General features: G+C 60.7%; 15 protein-coding genes and 1 pseudogene. 9 read left to right on the top strand and 7 right to left on the bottom strand.

Annotation, left to right across the window (positions count from 1 at the left end):
- The first annotated feature begins 108 nt into the window (after window positions 1-108).
- From rsfS to HJB84_RS05070, 6 genes are all read left to right on the top strand, one after another.
- Window positions 109-552 carry a ribosome silencing factor gene (gene rsfS / locus HJB84_RS05095; protein WP_007632221.1) on the top strand — a complete coding sequence of 148 codons (444 nt, stop codon included), beginning with the start codon at window positions 109-111 and terminating at the stop codon, window positions 550-552.
- A gap of 118 nt (window positions 553-670) precedes the next feature.
- Window positions 671-1,153, top strand: coding sequence for a 23S rRNA (pseudouridine(1915)-N(3))-methyltransferase RlmH (gene rlmH, locus HJB84_RS05090; protein WP_207582272.1), 483 nt, complete (start codon window positions 671-673; stop codon window positions 1,151-1,153).
- A 163-nt stretch (window positions 1,154-1,316) separates the two neighbouring features.
- On the top strand, window positions 1,317-2,717 hold the full coding sequence (locus HJB84_RS05085) for a murein hydrolase activator EnvC (RefSeq protein WP_221115404.1): 1,401 nt from the start codon (window positions 1,317-1,319) through the stop codon (window positions 2,715-2,717).
- Window positions 2,707-4,029, top strand: a complete 1,323-nt coding sequence (locus HJB84_RS05080; protein WP_207582274.1) for a S41 family peptidase — start codon at window positions 2,707-2,709, stop codon at window positions 4,027-4,029. Before HJB84_RS05085 ends, HJB84_RS05080 begins: the two co-directional genes overlap by 11 nt.
- Before the next feature lie 76 nt (window positions 4,030-4,105).
- Window positions 4,106-5,299 (top strand): divergent polysaccharide deacetylase family protein, encoded by a 1,194-nt coding sequence (locus tag HJB84_RS05075; protein ID WP_207582275.1) that lies wholly within the window; start codon window positions 4,106-4,108, stop codon window positions 5,297-5,299.
- A 33-nt stretch (window positions 5,300-5,332) separates the two neighbouring features.
- Entirely contained in the window at window positions 5,333-5,866 is a 534-nt protein-coding gene (locus HJB84_RS05070; protein ID WP_221115403.1) for an RNA pyrophosphohydrolase, read from the top strand.
- Between the two features lie 85 nt (window positions 5,867-5,951).
- On the opposite strand, the gene bfr is transcribed toward HJB84_RS05070, so the two are convergent.
- From bfr to HJB84_RS33460, 5 genes and pseudogenes are all read right to left on the bottom strand, one after another.
- A complete protein-coding gene (gene bfr, locus HJB84_RS05065; protein ID WP_003589587.1) occupies window positions 5,952-6,437 on the bottom strand; it encodes a bacterioferritin in 486 nt (161 codons plus the stop codon).
- The gene (locus HJB84_RS33465; RefSeq protein ID WP_246762769.1) at window positions 6,403-6,801 is read right to left on the bottom strand and encodes a (2Fe-2S)-binding protein; all 399 of its coding nucleotides are present in this window, start codon (window positions 6,799-6,801) and stop codon (window positions 6,403-6,405) included. Before HJB84_RS33465 ends, bfr begins: the two co-directional genes overlap by 35 nt.
- A 122-nt stretch (window positions 6,802-6,923) precedes the next feature.
- Complete coding sequence (locus HJB84_RS05055) at window positions 6,924-10,382, bottom strand: error-prone DNA polymerase (protein WP_207582278.1); 3,459 nt, start codon at window positions 10,380-10,382, stop codon at window positions 6,924-6,926.
- Window positions 10,379-11,793: pseudogene (locus HJB84_RS05050) on the bottom strand (Y-family DNA polymerase). The gene HJB84_RS05055 and the pseudogene HJB84_RS05050 overlap by 4 nt, the downstream one beginning before the upstream one ends.
- Window positions 11,794-11,833: 40 nt before the next feature.
- Window positions 11,834-12,778 (bottom strand): ImuA family protein, encoded by a 945-nt coding sequence (locus HJB84_RS33460; protein WP_246762705.1) that lies wholly within the window; start codon window positions 12,776-12,778, stop codon window positions 11,834-11,836.
- Between the two features lie 161 nt (window positions 12,779-12,939).
- Here HJB84_RS33460 and HJB84_RS05045 point away from each other — a divergent pair, with 161 nt between their 5' ends.
- A complete protein-coding gene (locus HJB84_RS05045) occupies window positions 12,940-13,377 on the top strand; it encodes a metallopeptidase family protein (RefSeq protein WP_164007305.1) in 438 nt (145 codons plus the stop codon).
- A 23-nt stretch (window positions 13,378-13,400) separates the two neighbouring features.
- On the opposite strand, the gene HJB84_RS05040 is transcribed toward HJB84_RS05045, so the two are convergent.
- Together HJB84_RS05040 and HJB84_RS05035 are read right to left on the bottom strand one after the other, a co-directional pair.
- Window positions 13,401-13,607, bottom strand: a complete 207-nt coding sequence (locus HJB84_RS05040; RefSeq protein WP_207582280.1) for a DUF1737 domain-containing protein — start codon at window positions 13,605-13,607, stop codon at window positions 13,401-13,403.
- Window positions 13,607-14,512 carry a CoA ester lyase gene (locus HJB84_RS05035; protein ID WP_221115401.1) on the bottom strand — a complete coding sequence of 302 codons (906 nt, stop codon included), beginning with the start codon at window positions 14,510-14,512 and terminating at the stop codon, window positions 13,607-13,609. The genes HJB84_RS05040 and HJB84_RS05035 overlap by 1 nt, the downstream gene beginning before the upstream one ends.
- A 140-nt stretch (window positions 14,513-14,652) precedes the next feature.
- Between HJB84_RS05035 and HJB84_RS05030 the strand changes: the two genes are divergently transcribed.
- Window positions 14,653-14,886: a hypothetical protein gene (locus HJB84_RS05030; RefSeq protein ID WP_164007301.1), complete on the top strand. Its 234-nt coding sequence runs from the start codon at window positions 14,653-14,655 to the stop codon at window positions 14,884-14,886.
- A gap of 109 nt (window positions 14,887-14,995) precedes the next feature.
- Window positions 14,996-15,418: a glyoxalase/bleomycin resistance/extradiol dioxygenase family protein gene (locus HJB84_RS05025; RefSeq protein ID WP_207582282.1), complete on the top strand. Its 423-nt coding sequence runs from the start codon at window positions 14,996-14,998 to the stop codon at window positions 15,416-15,418.
- The last annotated feature ends 9 nt before the right edge of the window (window positions 15,419-15,427 follow it).

Here is a 15,427-nt window from a genome sequence, read left to right as displayed (position 1 = left end):
ACGCCAGATCGGATTTTCGACCGTTCTGTATCTTAGCGCGTCTTGAAACATTAGTGGTTTGATGCCTATCTTAACCATGGTCCGGTCTCGATCGGATCTGTGTTGTGCATGGTTTGTCATTCCAGGAAAGGGAAAGCACTGACAACAGTACACGCCAAGGGAAAAACGTTCGCCGTTATCCCGAAGAGTGCGGAACGTGGCGCCGATGCCGCCGCCCGCGCCCTAGAAACCGTCCTCGCCAGCCTCGAGGACTCCAAAGCTGAAGATATCGTCACCATCGACATTGCCGGAAAATCGGCGCTGGGAGACTACATGATCGTCGTCTCCGGCCGCTCGAGCAGGCATGTCATGGCGATCTCGGATCATCTGCTCACCGACCTGAAGGACGACGGCCTCGGTACGGCCCGCGTCGAAGGTCAGGAAGGCGGCGATTGGGTCCTGATCGACACCGGTGACATTATCGTGCACGTGTTCCGTCCCGAAATCCGCGAATTCTACAACATCGAAAAGATGTGGGCGGCTCCGGATATGGATGAAGAAACACGGCACTGACAGGCGGTCCGGCATTCTGCCCGACGCCTGAAACGTGGCATTGACTGGCCGGAAAACATCAGAAGCCGGCCGGTGACGCCTTGTGCGCAAGATGTGCCGCATCAGCAGGAGCGGATGAATGCGAGTTGGTCTTTTTGCGGTGGGACGGCTGAAATCCGGCCCCGAAAAGGATCTTGCGGCCCGTTATTTCGACCGTTTCGCCAAGGCCGGCCCTGCCGTCGGCCTCGAACTGTCCCGTATTGCCGAAGTTGCCGAAAGCCGTGCTTCCAACGGGGAAACCCGCAAGCGCGAGGAAGCGGCGCTGCTGTTGAAATCGCTTGCCGATGGCAGCATCCTCATCCTTCTCGACGAACGCGGCAAGGCGCTTGACAGCGAAGCCTTCGCAAACCTGCTCGGCTCCTATCGCGACCAGGGCAAACGCGAGCTGACCATTGCCATCGGCGGCGCCGACGGCCTCGATCCATCCCTCTACGACCGTGCCGACACCACGCTTTGCCTGGGCAAGATGACCTGGCCGCATCAACTCGTGCGCACGCTGATCGCCGAACAGCTTTATCGCGCCGTGACCATCCTGTCCGGCCACCCCTATCACCGCGTCTGATTCCCCGCCGCTCGGCAATTCGCATTGTCACGCAGCCGTGTTCTGTCAGCCGGCTGTTATGCTTCAAACTTTCTGGCAAAGCGTGCCAAATCAGCTTAGTCTGCACGCGTTTTGAGAAAGTGCCCCAACACGCATGACGAGAGAAGCAACCAGGCGATACCGCATGATCCTGCCGGCTATCGCAGCCGGGGTCGGCGTGGCGGTGATTGCCGTGTCGGCAAATCCCTTCATCGTCCTGGCGCAAGATGCCGCCCCCGAGGCAGCACAATCGGCACCGCAGCCGGCAGGTGAGCCGGCGCCTCCCGATCCGGCCGCCGAACTGGCCGCCAAACGGGATCAGACCCGTACCGAACTCGAAACCCTGTCGAAAACGATCAGCCTCTCCTCCGACAAGGTGAGTGCGCTTAAACAGAGCATCGCCGATCTGGAAAAGAGCGCGCAAAGCATCCGCCAGGCACTGATCGAGTCCGCGGCCCGCCGCAAGGCGCTCGACAAGCAGATCCTGGCAAGCGAGAAGAAGCTTGCCGATCTCGGCGTCAAGGAGGATGGCATCCGCCGCTCCCTGCACGAGCGCCGCGGCCTCCTGGCCGAGGTGCTGGCAGCCCTCCAGCGCATGGGCCGCAACCCACCGCCCGCTTTGCTCGTCACCCCTGATGACGCGCTCGCCTCGGTGCGCAGCGCCATCCTGCTCGGCGCCGTCGTGCCCGGTATCCGCAAGGAGACTGACAAGCTTGCCGGAGACCTTGCAAGCCTCGCCGCATTGCAGACCGCAAGTACCGCCGAGAAGGCCGGCCTGACCGCGACGATGACGAACGGTATCGAGGAAGAGCGGCGCATGGACCTGCTGCTTGCCGAAAACGACAAGCTCAGCCGCAGCAATGCCACCGAACTCACCGCCGAGAGAAAACGCTCCGAGGAGCTGGCGGGCAAGGCGACCAGCCTTGAAGGCCTTGTCGCCTCTATGGAATCCGAGATCGCTTCGGTGCGCGACGCTGCTGCCGCTGCCCGCCAGGCGGAGGAGAACCGCAAGCTGATGACGGACGAGCAGCGCGCCCAGGCCAAGGCCTTGGCCGACAGCGGCGTGCCCGATAAAAACCGCATTGCGCCCGCATATCCCTTCGGAGAATTGAAGGCGAAATTGGAGGTGCCCGTCGCGGGCGATATCCTGCGCCAGTTCGGCGATGCCGACGGCACCGGGCACGAGGCCATGGGAATGACGGTCGCCACCAATCCGGAGACGGTGGTGACGGCGCCTGCGGATGGGCTGGTGGTTTTCGCCGGCGCTTTCCGCAGTTACGGCCAGATGATCATCCTCGACACCGGCGATGGGTACCACTTGGTTCTCTCGGGAATGGATACGATCAATACCCGTCAGGGAAAGTTCGTTTTCTCCGGCGAGCCGCTCGCCGTGATGGGTGCGAAAAGAGTGGCAAGCGCAACTGCATTGGCGCTGGCAACGGACCGGCCAACGCTTTACATTGAATTTCGAAAGGACGGTAAACCGGTCGATTCCCGACCATGGTGGACCGCCAAAGACACTGGAAAGGCACGCAATGATTCGTAGGGCTTCTTTTGTTCTGGTCGGCGCATTGATGGGTGCGACCGCAATGAGCGTCATTTACTCGGCGGGTGCGCCGGCAGAAGCGGCCGGATCCTCGACGTACAAGGAACTCTCGGTGTTCGGCGATGTCTTCGAGCGAGTGCGCGCCCAATACGTGACGCCGCCGGCTGAAGACAAGCTGATCGAGAACGCCATCAACGGCATGCTCTCCTCGCTGGATCCGCATTCGAGCTATATGAATGCGAAGGACGCCGAGGACATGCGCACCCAGACGAAGGGTGAGTTCGGCGGCCTCGGCATCGAAGTCACCATGGAAGACGACCTCGTCAAGGTCATCACCCCGATCGACGATACGCCCGCCGCCAAGGCCGGTGTTCTCGCCGGCGATTATATCTCCGAGATCGACGGCCAGTCCGTGCGCGGCCTGAAGCTGGAAGACGCCGTTGAGAAGATGCGCGGCGCCGTCAACACACCGATCAAGCTGACGCTGATCCGCAAGGGCGCCGACAAGCCGATCGAGCTGACGATCGTCCGTGACGTCGTCGCCGTCCAGGCCGTCAAGTCGCGTGTCGAGGACGATGTCGGTTATCTCCGCATCATCTCCTTCACCGAGAAGACCTATCCTGATATGGAAAAGGCGATCAAGAAGATCAAGGACACCGTTCCGGCCGACAAGCTGAAAGGTTATGTCCTCGACCTGCGGCTCAATCCGGGCGGCCTGCTCGACCAGGCGATCAATGTCTCCGATGCCCTGCTGGAGCGTGGCGAAGTCGTTTCGACGCGCGGCCGCAATCCCGATGAAACCCGCCGCTTCAATGCCGGTCCGGGCGACCTGACGGATGGCAAGCCGGTTATCGTGCTGATCAACGGCGGTTCGGCTTCCGCATCGGAAATCGTCGCCGGCGCTCTTCAGGATCTGCGCCGCGCCACCGTTCTCGGCACACGCTCTTTCGGCAAGGGCTCCGTCCAGACGATCATCCCGCTCGGCGAAAACGGCGCGCTGCGCCTGACCACGGCGCTCTATTACACGCCGTCGGGCCGCTCGATCCAAGGCACCGGCATCACCCCCGACATCAAGGTCGAGGAGCCGCTGCCGCAGGAACTGCAGGGCAAGATGGTGACCGAAGGCGAATCCAGTCTGCGCGGCCATATCAAGGGCCAGAGCGAGACGGACGAAGGTTCGGGCTCGGTTGCCTATGTGCCGCCGGACCCGAAGGACGACGTTCAGCTGAACTACGCGCTCGATCTGCTGCGCGGCAAGAAGACCGATCCGGCCTTCCCGCCAAACCCTGACAAAGCCGTCGTCGCCAAGTAATGATCACCTCAAGGCCGGGCGAGTTGCCCGGCCTTGACCCTTTCTGCTGTTTCCCGGTTTTGGAGCGGGCGAAAAATTGGGAACGGACCTGCATGCGCCTTTGGGCGGCAACCGCAAAACCGGCAGCCGGCGGCCGGGTGTTTTGCGCCTGGGCCGCATCGCCGCCAGTCTTTGTCTTTTCGCGATAGGCGGCTTTTCCCTCTATACGGCGTTTCGCGGCGATGGGCTCGAACGCACCAAACCACCAGCGGCAGAACGAGCCGCAACGCCCCCCAATACGCCTCCGCCACCGACGACAACCGCCACAAAGACGCCGGACGGCATGCCGCGCGCCGAACCGCGCTCAGGCGCCACTGTCGAACAGATGGTCACCGGCGACGGCTCCGTCGTCACCAAATACAGCCCCCGCCCGCGCGATGGCAGCGGGCCGGTGCTGGTGGATGCCATGCAGATCGGCCAGGATCCGCGCATGGCGGCCCAGCCGAATGAAGCACTGCTCGAACAAACCCCGTTTGGCAGGCTTCCGATCGTCGGTCCCGATGGCCGGCGGCCGATGGATCAATATGCCCGTCCCGCGTCCGGCGCGCGCGGTGTCCGCATCGCCATCGTCGTCAGCGGCCTCGGGCTCAGCCAGACCGGAACGCAGCGCGCCATCGCTGAATTGCCGGAGGAAATCACCTTTGCCTTTGCCGCAAGCGGCAACAGCCTGCAGCGCTGGATGCAGGAAGCCCGCCGCGGCGGCCACGAAATTCTTCTGCAAGTGCCGCTCGAGCCGTTTGATTACCCGACGAATGATCCCGGTCCGGAAACGCTGCTGACCACGAAACCGCCCGCCCGCAATATCGAGAACCTGCACAAGGCGATGGGCGAGATCACCAATTATACCGGCGTCATGAATTATCTCGGCGGACGTTTCCTGTCCGATTCCACCGCCATGGAACCTGTCATGCGCGATATCGGCAAACGTGGCCTGCTGTTTCTCGATGACGGCACGTCGGCGCAGTCGAAGACGGCGGCGGTCGCCAAGGGAACCGAACTGCCCTATGCCTTCGCCGATCTGCAGCTCGATGGCCAGCTCGATATCAACGCCGTCCTGAAGAAGCTCGACGAGCTCGAGCGCATTGCCCGCAAGAACGGCCAGGCAATCGGCGTCGCTTCGGCTTTCGATGAGAGTGTTGACGCCATCGCCAAATGGAGCGAGGAGGCTGCGATGCGCGGCATCGAGATCGTCGGCGTCGCCGCCCTTTCCACCGATCCCCGTAACCCCTGAAATTCCCGAGAAAATCCTTGAACGGAGAAGAAGATGAGCCAGGCGACCGTGAAAGCCGAGGATCTGCCCTACCGCCCTTGCGTCGGCGTAATGATCCTGAACCGCGCTGGCCTTGTCTGGGCTGGACGACGCATTCCCGACGGCAATTCGGATTATGACGGCTCGCCGCAGCTCTGGCAGATGCCTCAAGGGGGCATCGACGAGGGCGAGGATCCATTGGACGCCGCCTACCGCGAACTCTACGAGGAGACCGGCATCAAGACGGTGACCTTGCTTGCCGAAGCGAGAGACTGGATCAACTATGATCTGCCGCCGGCACTGATCGGTATCGGGCTAAGGGGAAAGTTCCGCGGCCAGACGCAGCGCTGGTTCGCCTTCCGCTTCGACGGCGACGACAGCGAGATCGCCATCAACCCGCCGCCAGGCGGCCACGAGCCGGAATTCGATTCCTGGGAATGGAAGCCGATGCAGGAATTGCCGGGGCTGATCGTTTCCTTCAAGCGCAGCGTCTACGACCAGGTGGTGGCCGAATTCCAGCATCTGGCAGCATTGCAGTCGGAAGACTGATCGATACCGGATGATCGGACGGGTCGGCAGCTGATACCGTCAGATGCGGAACCGGCCGCCCAGGCGGCCGGCTTGTCATCGAATACTATTCGGCTTCGTTGGCGGAATCGGCGTTGAGCTGGCCGTATTTGCTCTCGCCGATTTTCCCGAGCAGATCGAGCTGCGTTTCGAGGAAGTCGATATGGCCTTCCTCATCCATCAGCAGCTCTTCGAAGAGCTTCATCGAAACGTAATCACCGGCCTCGTGACAGATATCGCGCGATTTCTTGTAGGCCGCGCGGGCGTCGTATTCGCCGGCGAGATCGGCTTCCAGCACTTCCTTGACGTTCTGGCCGATGCGCAGAGGCGCAAGGGTCTGCAGATTGGGATGGCCTTCGAGGAAAATGATGCGGGCAACAAGCCGGTCGGCATGATGCATCTCTTCGATGGATTCGGCGCGCTCCTTTTTGGCGAGCTTGGTGTAGCCCCAGTCCTCAAGCAGACGATAGTGAACCCAATATTGATTGACCGCCCCGAGCTCGAGGAACAACGCCTCGTTAAGCCGCTCGATGACCTTTTTGTCGCCTTTCAATGTCCGCTCTCCTGTTTTCCTCATGGAATTGCTTCAAGCGGGACATGAAATCAAATATCTCGGCCTCCGTCGAGTGGCGACGGGCATGATACTCCTCGGTTGTCTGCACAATGATGTCGACGACGTTTGGAAAGCAGCCACAGCAACGACCGCGTTTTTCCATGGCGTGATAGACCTTCGCCGGCACGATAAGCTGCCAACAGTCTTCGTCGAGAAGGTTGGTGATAACCTCCCGGATTTCCTTGTCGGTTATATAATTGCAGCTGCAGACAAGCACGTCTTCATTCCAAACATGACACTGACTATCGTGTTTTCTGCTAAAGAAGATGGTGGCTGTCAAGAAAAAATTCGAGCCCCGCATCAGAGAACAGCGGCGTCCGAATCGGGCCACAGGCATATCGCTGGTGATTATGTAGCGGTTCCAGGGGGATGCAGCCAGAAAGCAGATGAAGGCGCACCGCATGGCCCTGATCGGTGCGATATTTATTAATGGAAGTTGCGGCCGCGCGGCATCACCACAGCGGTTTCCGCTGCGCCGGAATTGCTGTCTGTGGCAGCCATCCGTTTTTCCAGCTCCGCCCTCTCTTGTGCAAGCTTTTTCTGCCGCTGATCGACTCCCGGTCTCAGCACTTCGTCTGCTCGCTCGCAGACCCCGAAACGCCGGGCCTCGCGTTGCAGGATACCGAGCGTCGGCGTCATGTCTTCGATATGCTCGACGACGGTATGGATCACACCGCTCTGGCTTTGCAGCCTGCCGCGGATTTTCACCAGCCGGGCGCCCATCACAACCGAACGGTATGTGTCGAATATCTTGTTCCAGACGATTGCATTGGCCACCCCGGTCTCGTCCTCAAGCGTCATGAAGATCACGCCCTTGGCCGAACCCGGCCGCTGGCGCACCAGCACGAGGCCTGCGATCGTCACCCGATGCCCGTTTGCGACCTTTAAAAGATCGACATTGCGCGTCACGCCCACCTTGCGCAATTCCTCGCGCAGGAAGGAGACCGGATGCGCCTTCAGCGACAGCGAGAGATAACGATAATCCTCGATGACCTGCTCTCCCGGCAGCATTTCAGGCAGCTTCGTTGCAGGCTCGATCTGGAGGTCGAGATGACGGGCCTGCTCGAAAAGCGGCAGCTCCTCGGCGGCGCTCTTCACATCCAGCGCCCGCACAGCCCAGAGCGCGTCGCGTCGTGATAGTTTGAGGGATTGGAACGCATCCGCATCCGCCAGTCGCTCGATGACGGATTTCTGCAGGCCAGACCGCAGCCAGAGATCCCGAACGGAGCTGTAGCCTTTGCCTCGATTTCTGATGAGCAGCTCCATCTCTTTATCCGAAACGCCCTTGATCTGCCGAAAGCCGAGCCGCACCGCGTGCCGTGCCTTGATGACCCCGCGCATCTCATGGTGGCGAAAATCGATGGCATTCGGATCGAAAGCGGCCGCTTCCAGACCGCAGTCCCAGTCGGATTCGTTGATGTCGACCGGCAGGATTTTTACCCCGTGCTCGCGTGCATCCCGCACCAGCTGCGCCGGCGCATAAAACCCCATGGGCTGGGAATTCAGCATCGCCGCGCAGAAGACGTCGGGATAATAGGCCTTGAGCCATGAGGAGGCATAGACCAGCAGTGCAAAGGAGGCGGCATGGCTTTCAGGGAAACCATATTCACCGAAGCCTTTGATCTGGTTGAAACACTGCTGTGCAAATTCCGGGGCATAATCCTTTGAGACCATTCCCTCGAGGAACCGCTTCTCGAAATTGCCGATCGTGCCGGTTCGCTTGAATGTCGCCATCGCTCTGCGAAGCTTGTCGGCTTCTCCAGGCGCAAAGCCTGCAGCTGTGATGGCGATCTGCATCGCCTGCTCCTGGAACAACGGCACGCCGAGGGTTCTTTCCAGAACCGCTTCCAGCTCCTTACTCGGATATTCGATCGGGATATTCTTGGCCCGCTGCTCCCGGCGCTTCAGATAGGGATGTACCATATCGCCCTGGATCGGTCCTGGCCGGACGATCGCCACCTCGATGACGAGGTCGTAGAATACCTTCGGCTTAAGACGCGGCAGCATGCTCATCTGCGCCCGGCTCTCGATCTGGAAGACGCCAAGCGTATCGGCCCGGCCCATCATCTCGTAAACCGGCCTGCCTTCGTCTCCATGCTCCCTGTTGCCGAGATCTGCGAGCGTCTTCTTCACGTCGTAATGCAGTTCAAGCAGCGAAAAACCCTTCCGCAAGCAGGTCAGCATGCCGAGCGCCAGCACATCCACCTTGAGGATCTTGACATTGTCGAGATCGTCCTTGTCCCATTCGATCATGTAGCGATCCGGCATTGCCGTCTTCATGATCGGCACCACTTCATCGAGCCGGTCCCGCGTGATGACGAAGCCGCCGACATGCTGGGTGAGGTGGCGCGGAAAGCCGAGAAGCTCGGAGGCATATTTCAGCACGTTCCTGGTGACCGGATCCTTGATATCGAGACCAGCCGCCTTTGCATCCCTCTCGGAAAGATTATCCTCCGACCAGCCCCAGATGAGGCTGCTGATCGCCGACTGGACATCCTCCGACAGCCCGAAGGCCTTGGCGACCTCGCGGCCGGCCGAACGGGTACGGTAGGTGGTCACCCCCGCCGTCAGCCCGGCATGTTCTCTTTTGTAGGTTCTGTAGATGAACTGGATGACCTCTTCGCGCCGATCATGCTCGAAATCGACATCGATATCCGGCGGTTCGTCGCGATCCATCGAAATGAAACGGTCGAACAGCAGCGTGCTCTTTTGAGGATCGACTTCCGTAATTTCGAGACAATAGCAGATGACCGAATTTGCCGCCGATCCGCGTCCTTGGCACAAGACCTTGAGGTCATAACGGGCGTGCTGGATGATCCTGTGAACCGTCAGGAAGTAGGAAGCGTAGTTCTTGTCGCCGATGAGTTTTAACTCGTAATCGATCTGCGTCGCCACCTTGAGCGGAACACCCTCGGGATAGCGCCTTGCGGCTCCTGCCCTCGTCAGCCTCTCGAGCGTCTGCTGCGGTGTTTCGCCGGGATCGTTTTCAGGTGGATAATTATGCTCCAATTCCTTCAGCGAAAAGCTCAGCTTGCCGAAGAAGGCCTGGCTATTTTCGATCGCACCAGGATAGTCCCGGAAGATCCGGACCATTTCACGTGAATCCTTGAGGTAGCGCTCGGCATTCGGCGCCAGCAGGAATCCGGCTTGCGCTATCTGTATATGCTCCCGGATCGCGATCACCACATCCGAAAGCGGCCGGCGTTCAGGATGATGATAAAGCGGCTGGTTGGTCGCAATCAGCGGCACGCGATTTTGTGCCGCAAGCATGGCAAGCACCGCAAAGACCTGCCTGTCGCGGCCGTCATAGGCTGGCGCCAGCGCCATAAAAAAAGCCTTGCGGAACCGTCTGCGAAATCGTTCCAGATAATCTTCCAGCGTCGACTGACCCGCCTGATGATCGATAAGGGTGCGATCGGGAACGAGCGCAAGCATCATCTCGTCCCCCCATTCCATCAGCTCCGCTTCCGTGAGAATGCAGCTTCCCTTGACCGCTTCTTCCTTCAGATTGCCGGCGCTGAGAAGACGGCAGAGATTTGCCCAGCCCCGCCGATTGCGTGGGTAGGCGAGGATATCAGGCGTGTCATCGGAAAAGACGAGGCGGGCGCCCGGCTGAACCCGGATCGGATGGAGAATCGTTTCTTTTTTCCCTTGCTTCTCCGCCTGGGCCATAATCGCATCGCGGTTCTTGTATCTCTCCTCGAGCTGCTCCGCCTGCGCATGCGCCCTGACTACGCCGGCAACCGAATTCCGGTCCGCAATCCCGAGACCGCCGAGCCGGAGATGAGCGGCCTGCACGACCATCTCTTCCGGACTGGCGGCGCCTTCGAGAAACGAAAAATTCGTTCTCACGCCGATCTCGAAAAATGCGGACCCGCTCTTCATGCAAACACACCGTGCATGAACCAGCGGGGATCAAGTTCCCGGCCGTAGAAACCGCGACGATAGATCCAGAAGCGATGTCCGGTCTCGTCCTCGATACGGAAATAGTCACGCGCCTCGGCGTCATCCCCGTCGATCCACCACTCCATGGCGATCCGTTCCGGCCCTTCGCTTCTTGCCACCTGATGCTGCATGCGCCGCCAGCGGAAAACCTGCGGCGGGCCATCGGGCACTTCGGCAAGCATGATTTCGACCGGCTCCGGCGTGGCAAAGAGCCGTAGCGGACGCTCTTGGCGGAAAGGAAGTTGGATGTCCTGCGCCGCTTTCCGCCTGGGAAGACTATCCATCACAGGAACCGTGATGACGGCGCGTTCCGGCACATGGCTCTCGCGGAGCTGGAAGCTTTGCAGGCAATCCGCGCCAAGCCGGGCCGAGACCCGATCGACGAAGGCCGAAAGCGAGATTTCTCCCTGGCGGTCGCCCTCGAAATCAGCCTGTGCCTCGTTGAAGGGATCATGCCGCAACACATTCAACCGCAGGATTTCGAAACCATAGCCGGCATCGAGATCGTCATAGACCGCCTGCAATCGCTCGGAAAAAAGCCCGGCAATGAACTTTGGTTCGCGAAGCGGCTGCGAAGCGCCGACGGAGATACGAAAGACCCTGCCGTCGACCCGGAACAGCACCAGTTCGAACACCCGCCCGCCGGCGCCTCGCGCCTCCAGCGACGGCTGCAGCGACATGGCGACCTGCCTGGTGACGGCAAGGATCTGTTCTTCCGTCCCGATCGGCTCGATCAGGCGGCTTTCGGCCGAGAGACTGGCAACCGGACGCCGGGGCGAGACCGGCTCCTCTTCACGTCCGAGCGCCTGATCGAGACGCAGAAGCAGCCCCGGGCCGAACCGGCGGGTCAGCGGCGCCCGCGGTGCATCGATGACGTCGCCGACATATTTCAGACCGAGCTTCTTCAGGGCATCGACGGTTCGTCCTTCCAGCCGCAAGGCCGCGACCGGCAAGGGCAGCAGCACATGCTCCGTTTCCTCGTCCTCGATCACGCCGCCTTGCCCGAAGCGCGACGCGGCCCAGGAAAGGCCTGGCGACGACGAGATCGCCCCGCGCGCATCGAACCCCATATGAAAAAGCCGCGACAACACATCCTTGAGAAGCGTCTTTCCCCGCCGAAGAGATGGGCGCAGCCGCTAATATCCAGAAACAGGCCGTCCTTGCCGTCGAACGCCACCAGCGGCGTATAGCGGTCGCACCAGTCGGCAATGGCCTCCAGCAACCGGCGGTCGGCCTCCGGATCCTCTTCCGCGACCTCGAGCAATGGGTACATGGCGCGCGCTTCGGCAACGCCCTGCTCCTTCTTCAGGCCCAGCCTCTCGGCCAACTCGTCCAGAGCCGTCAGCCGCATCGCATTGTTGAGCTTGCCGGAACAGACGATAGGCGGCGTCTCAGGACGCCCTTTCGAACGCCAGGAGAGCCCCCACCGCCTGCGGGCGATTCGGTCCGTTGGCAGATGCGGGAAGCTGAGCGCTAGAATCCGTTGACTGTTCGCTTGGAGGACGAACGAGGTTTGGTTCGGCGACAGGGAGAAATTCGCGTTCATGGGGGTTCCACTCCAGAAAAAAGGAGAGCGGGGCCGGGTTACGGCTCTTCTCCAGCGTCAGACGGAAAATCGGATTGCCGATGCTGCCGGAAAGCTTCGATCCATCCGGCAATGGCCGCAGACCGGACGGGGCCGGCTCGACATGCAGACGGAAGGCCGCGCTGCTCGCCTCCTCCGCCCCGGCTTGACGGACAATAAAGAGCGGACGGCGGGCAGCACGCGCCCGAAGGCTGAGCCTGCGGCTTTCGGTCAGACCGAAATGGGCGGGATTGCCGCGCACTTCGAAGATGACGGCCGAAAAAGCAGCGCTTTCCACCGCCGTCTCCACCAGCCAGAGCGCCTCGTCCAGCTTGCGCGGCGCCGCATGGAGAAACCGCTCCGGGCTCAGCCCGAAATCCAGAAGCCCGGGGGCATAGGGACGGCCGGCCTCCAGCGTGCCGACAGCATCGCCGATCCAGAGGAACGGCGAAAGCCTGCCGGCATCCGCTTCCTGCTTCTGCAGCCGCGCTGCGACAGCCATTGCCAGCCCGCTGGCAGCACCTGCATCGCGAGACAAAATCGAGCGGAATTCGGTGATTGCATCGAGCGGCAGACCGCCTTCCAGCGCCTCATCAAGACATTCCACCCCAAACGCCAGCGGCGGCAGAATGCATCTCCGGGGCGCCTTGCCGCCTTCCGCCAGGGTTTCCCGCTCGGCCGCCGCAAGCGCCGGCGCCGGCTTCCCCTCTAGTCTGGCGATGGTTTCGCGGAGCGCAAAAAGCCGCTCGCGCGCCAGGGCGTGCTGCGCCATGGCGTTTCTCCAATCCGTCTTGTTCCTGTTATGTTCTTATAGATTCCAGAGAGCTAATGAAGAGTCAACGGCCATTTTATATGAATTTATTCCTGCCTTTGATTCCGCACTCGAAAATCGGCGATAAAGGTTCTATATGGCCCGCAAAGGAAGGATTATTCATGGCCCGCATAGACCAGAGCGATGATTGGCGGGACCGCCATGCGCCGACGATAAGCGCCTTCGAGTCGCTGGCCATGGAGGCCTACAGCCATCTGCCGGAAGAATTCCGCCAGCTGACCACCAACCTGACGATCGAGATCGAAGATTTCCCCGATGACGACGTGTTCGAGGACATGGCGCTGGAAACCCCTTTCGATCTGCTTGGTCTTTTCGAGGGCAGGGGCATTTCCGAACGTTTCACAGTGGAAACCGGCGAGATGCCCAACCGCATCCGCCTCTATCGGCGGCCTATTCTCGATTACTGGGCTGAGAATGACGAGACGCTCGGCGACATCATCACCCACGTCCTGATCCACGAAATCGGCCACCATTTCGGGCTGAGCGACGATGATATGGAGCGGATCGAGGAAAGCGCCGAGGAAGCCGCCGATCGCTGAAGCCGGGTGTCCGGCAGAACGAGCTATTGCTCGGAGAGCTTCACCTCGGGATGGTAATCCTTGCCTTCGACAGTCTTGACGACGGCCTGGCCGCACTGCATCGCGCCGGTCGCGGCATTGAAGGCATATGTCGGCGAGCCCTCCAGTGACCAGCCCTTGTTGAGGGCGGCGGTGACCTTGTGGCAGAAGGAAGCATCGTCGGGACCGGTCAGGAAGCGGTAGAGTTTCATCAGGCGGGCTTTCTTGCAGAAATCAGGCGAGCTTTATGAACCAGAGCTTCGGCTTGGACAAGATGCAGCCGCTCGATCATCCGCCCACCTGAATTGATGACGTTCAAACCATCGGAAGCGGGGTCGGCAAAGGCTGATATGATCGCCTCTGCTTCCGCAATGGCCGCCGGATCCGGGCCGAAATGGCGGTTGGCAGGCTCGATCTGGGTGGGGTGGATCAGCATCTTGCCGGCAAAACCCATGGCCCGGCCCTGCAGGCATTCGGCATCGAAACCCTGTTCGTCCCTGAAATCGTTGAAGACGCTGTCGATTGCATCGAGCCCGTAAGCGCTGACCGCCAGGACGACCTGCATCAGCCATGGCACGAGATAGGTCCGCCCCGGCTGGGCCAGCACGCCCGTTTCCTTGCGCAGGTCGTTGAGCCCGACGACGAGGCAATCGAGCCGCGAGCCCGTCGTGCGTCCCGCTTCCGCGATTGCCGCTGCATTCAGGATGCCGCGCGGCGTCTCGATCATCGCCCAGATGCGCAGATCTTCCGCTGCATCCGCTTCGAAGAGAAAGTCGCTGATATCAGTGATATCCTGCGGCTCGTCGACCTTCGGCAGCAGCACAGCATCGGGACCAAGCGCCGTCACCAGCTCCATGTCCGCCGGCCCGAAATCCGATGACAGGCTGTTGATGCGGATAATCCGCTCCTTGTTTTCGAGCGGCCGATCCGAAAAGAAGCGCCTCAGGTTTTCCCGCGCTTGCCCCTTCTTTTCCGGCGCCACGGAATCTTCGAGATCGAAGATCACCGCATCGCAATCGACCGCATGGGTCTTTTCGAGGGCACGCAGATTGATGGCGGGCACACTCAGCACCGAACGGCGCAGGCGGACGGAGCGGGTCGCTGGGTTTCGGCTCATGGCTGAATTAGTGCCAAGCTTTGAAGGCCGAAGCAAGCAGCCCGCCCCGGAACGACGCGCAGAACAACAAAAAGCCATGCTTGCCTTGCAGAGAGGAAAAAGAAGGACCACATTCCTTTCCGAAGAAAGGTCTCAAACCCATGCAGAACATTCGCTCCATCTTCTTCATGCTTGCCGGCGCCACCGTTTTCGTGGCCATGCTGCTTTTCACCTTCTCGGTGACGCTTGCCGTCGGCGGCATCCTGACCGTGCTCATGGTCGGACGCGCGCTTTCGATGAAGATGAAGCCCGCTCCAGTCCGCGCCAAGGCAAACAACGGTAAGCCGGAGATGCGCATCTGGAACGACGGCCGCGGCACGATTATCGATCTCTGAGCAGCTCTCGCTAAAAAAGCCGACCGACATTGTCGCATCATGCTTCCATCATACGTCTTTGAAGCAGCCGGGCATTCTGCCGGCGCTTCACAACGAATGGAGGACGAGCATGGATGCGACGACGGAAAACAATCCGGTCAAGATGCCGCCGGTCAAGAATGGCCTACTTCCCTATCTGACGGTCGGTGGCGCGGTCAAAGCCGCGGAATTCTACAAAAAAGCCTTCGGCGCCGAAGAAGCCTATATCGTGCCGGTCGACGAGAGCGGCCGGACGATGCATGTGCATCTCTACATCAACGGCAGTTCCCTCATGCTGTCGGATGCCTATCCCGAATACGGCCATCCCTTCAAAGGCCATGAAGGCTTCGCCATCCAGCTGGTTATCGACGATATCGATTTCTGGTGGGAGCGCGCTGTCGCCGCCGGTGCCGAGGTCGTCATGCCGGTCGAACTGATGTTCTGGGGCGACCGCTACGGCCAGCTTCGCGACCCGTTCGGCGTCCTCTGGGGCCTGAACGCACCGACCAAGTAACGGCACGTA

Source organism: Rhizobium sp. NZLR1b (assembly GCF_019685155.1).
Taxonomy (GTDB): Bacteria; Pseudomonadota; Alphaproteobacteria; order Rhizobiales; family Rhizobiaceae; genus Rhizobium.
Note: the sequence above shows the minus strand (reverse complement) of the source record. Positions and strands in the feature narration are given on the sequence as shown.

What these genes read in the sequence shown, in the direction of transcription:
- HJB84_RS05080 (WP_207582274.1), top strand. Translation starts at nt 2,707, where the DNA reads ATGATTCGTAGGGCTTCTTTTGTTCTGGTCGGCGCATTGATGGGTGCG.
- HJB84_RS05070 (WP_221115403.1), top strand. Translation starts at nt 5,333, where the DNA reads ATGAGCCAGGCGACCGTGAAAGCCGAGGATCTGCCCTACCGCCCTTGC.
- HJB84_RS05035 (WP_221115401.1), bottom strand. Translation starts at nt 14,512, where the DNA reads ATGAGCCGAAACCCAGCGACCCGCTCCGTCCGCCTGCGCCGTTCGGTG.
- rsfS (WP_007632221.1), top strand. Translation starts at nt 109, where the DNA reads ATGGTTTGTCATTCCAGGAAAGGGAAAGCACTGACAACAGTACACGCC.
- rlmH (WP_207582272.1), top strand. Translation starts at nt 671, where the DNA reads ATGCGAGTTGGTCTTTTTGCGGTGGGACGGCTGAAATCCGGCCCCGAA.
- HJB84_RS05040 (WP_207582280.1), bottom strand. Translation starts at nt 13,607, where the DNA reads ATGAAACTCTACCGCTTCCTGACCGGTCCCGACGATGCTTCCTTCTGC.
- HJB84_RS05045 (WP_164007305.1), top strand. Translation starts at nt 12,940, where the DNA reads ATGGCCCGCATAGACCAGAGCGATGATTGGCGGGACCGCCATGCGCCG.
- HJB84_RS05055 (WP_207582278.1), bottom strand. Translation starts at nt 10,382, where the DNA reads ATGAAGAGCGGGTCCGCATTTTTCGAGATCGGCGTGAGAACGAATTTT.
- HJB84_RS05025 (WP_207582282.1), top strand. Translation starts at nt 14,996, where the DNA reads ATGGATGCGACGACGGAAAACAATCCGGTCAAGATGCCGCCGGTCAAG.
- HJB84_RS05085 (WP_221115404.1), top strand. Translation starts at nt 1,317, where the DNA reads ATGATCCTGCCGGCTATCGCAGCCGGGGTCGGCGTGGCGGTGATTGCC.
- HJB84_RS33460 (WP_246762705.1), bottom strand. Translation starts at nt 12,778, where the DNA reads ATGGCGCAGCACGCCCTGGCGCGCGAGCGGCTTTTTGCGCTCCGCGAA.
- HJB84_RS05030 (WP_164007301.1), top strand. Translation starts at nt 14,653, where the DNA reads ATGCAGAACATTCGCTCCATCTTCTTCATGCTTGCCGGCGCCACCGTT.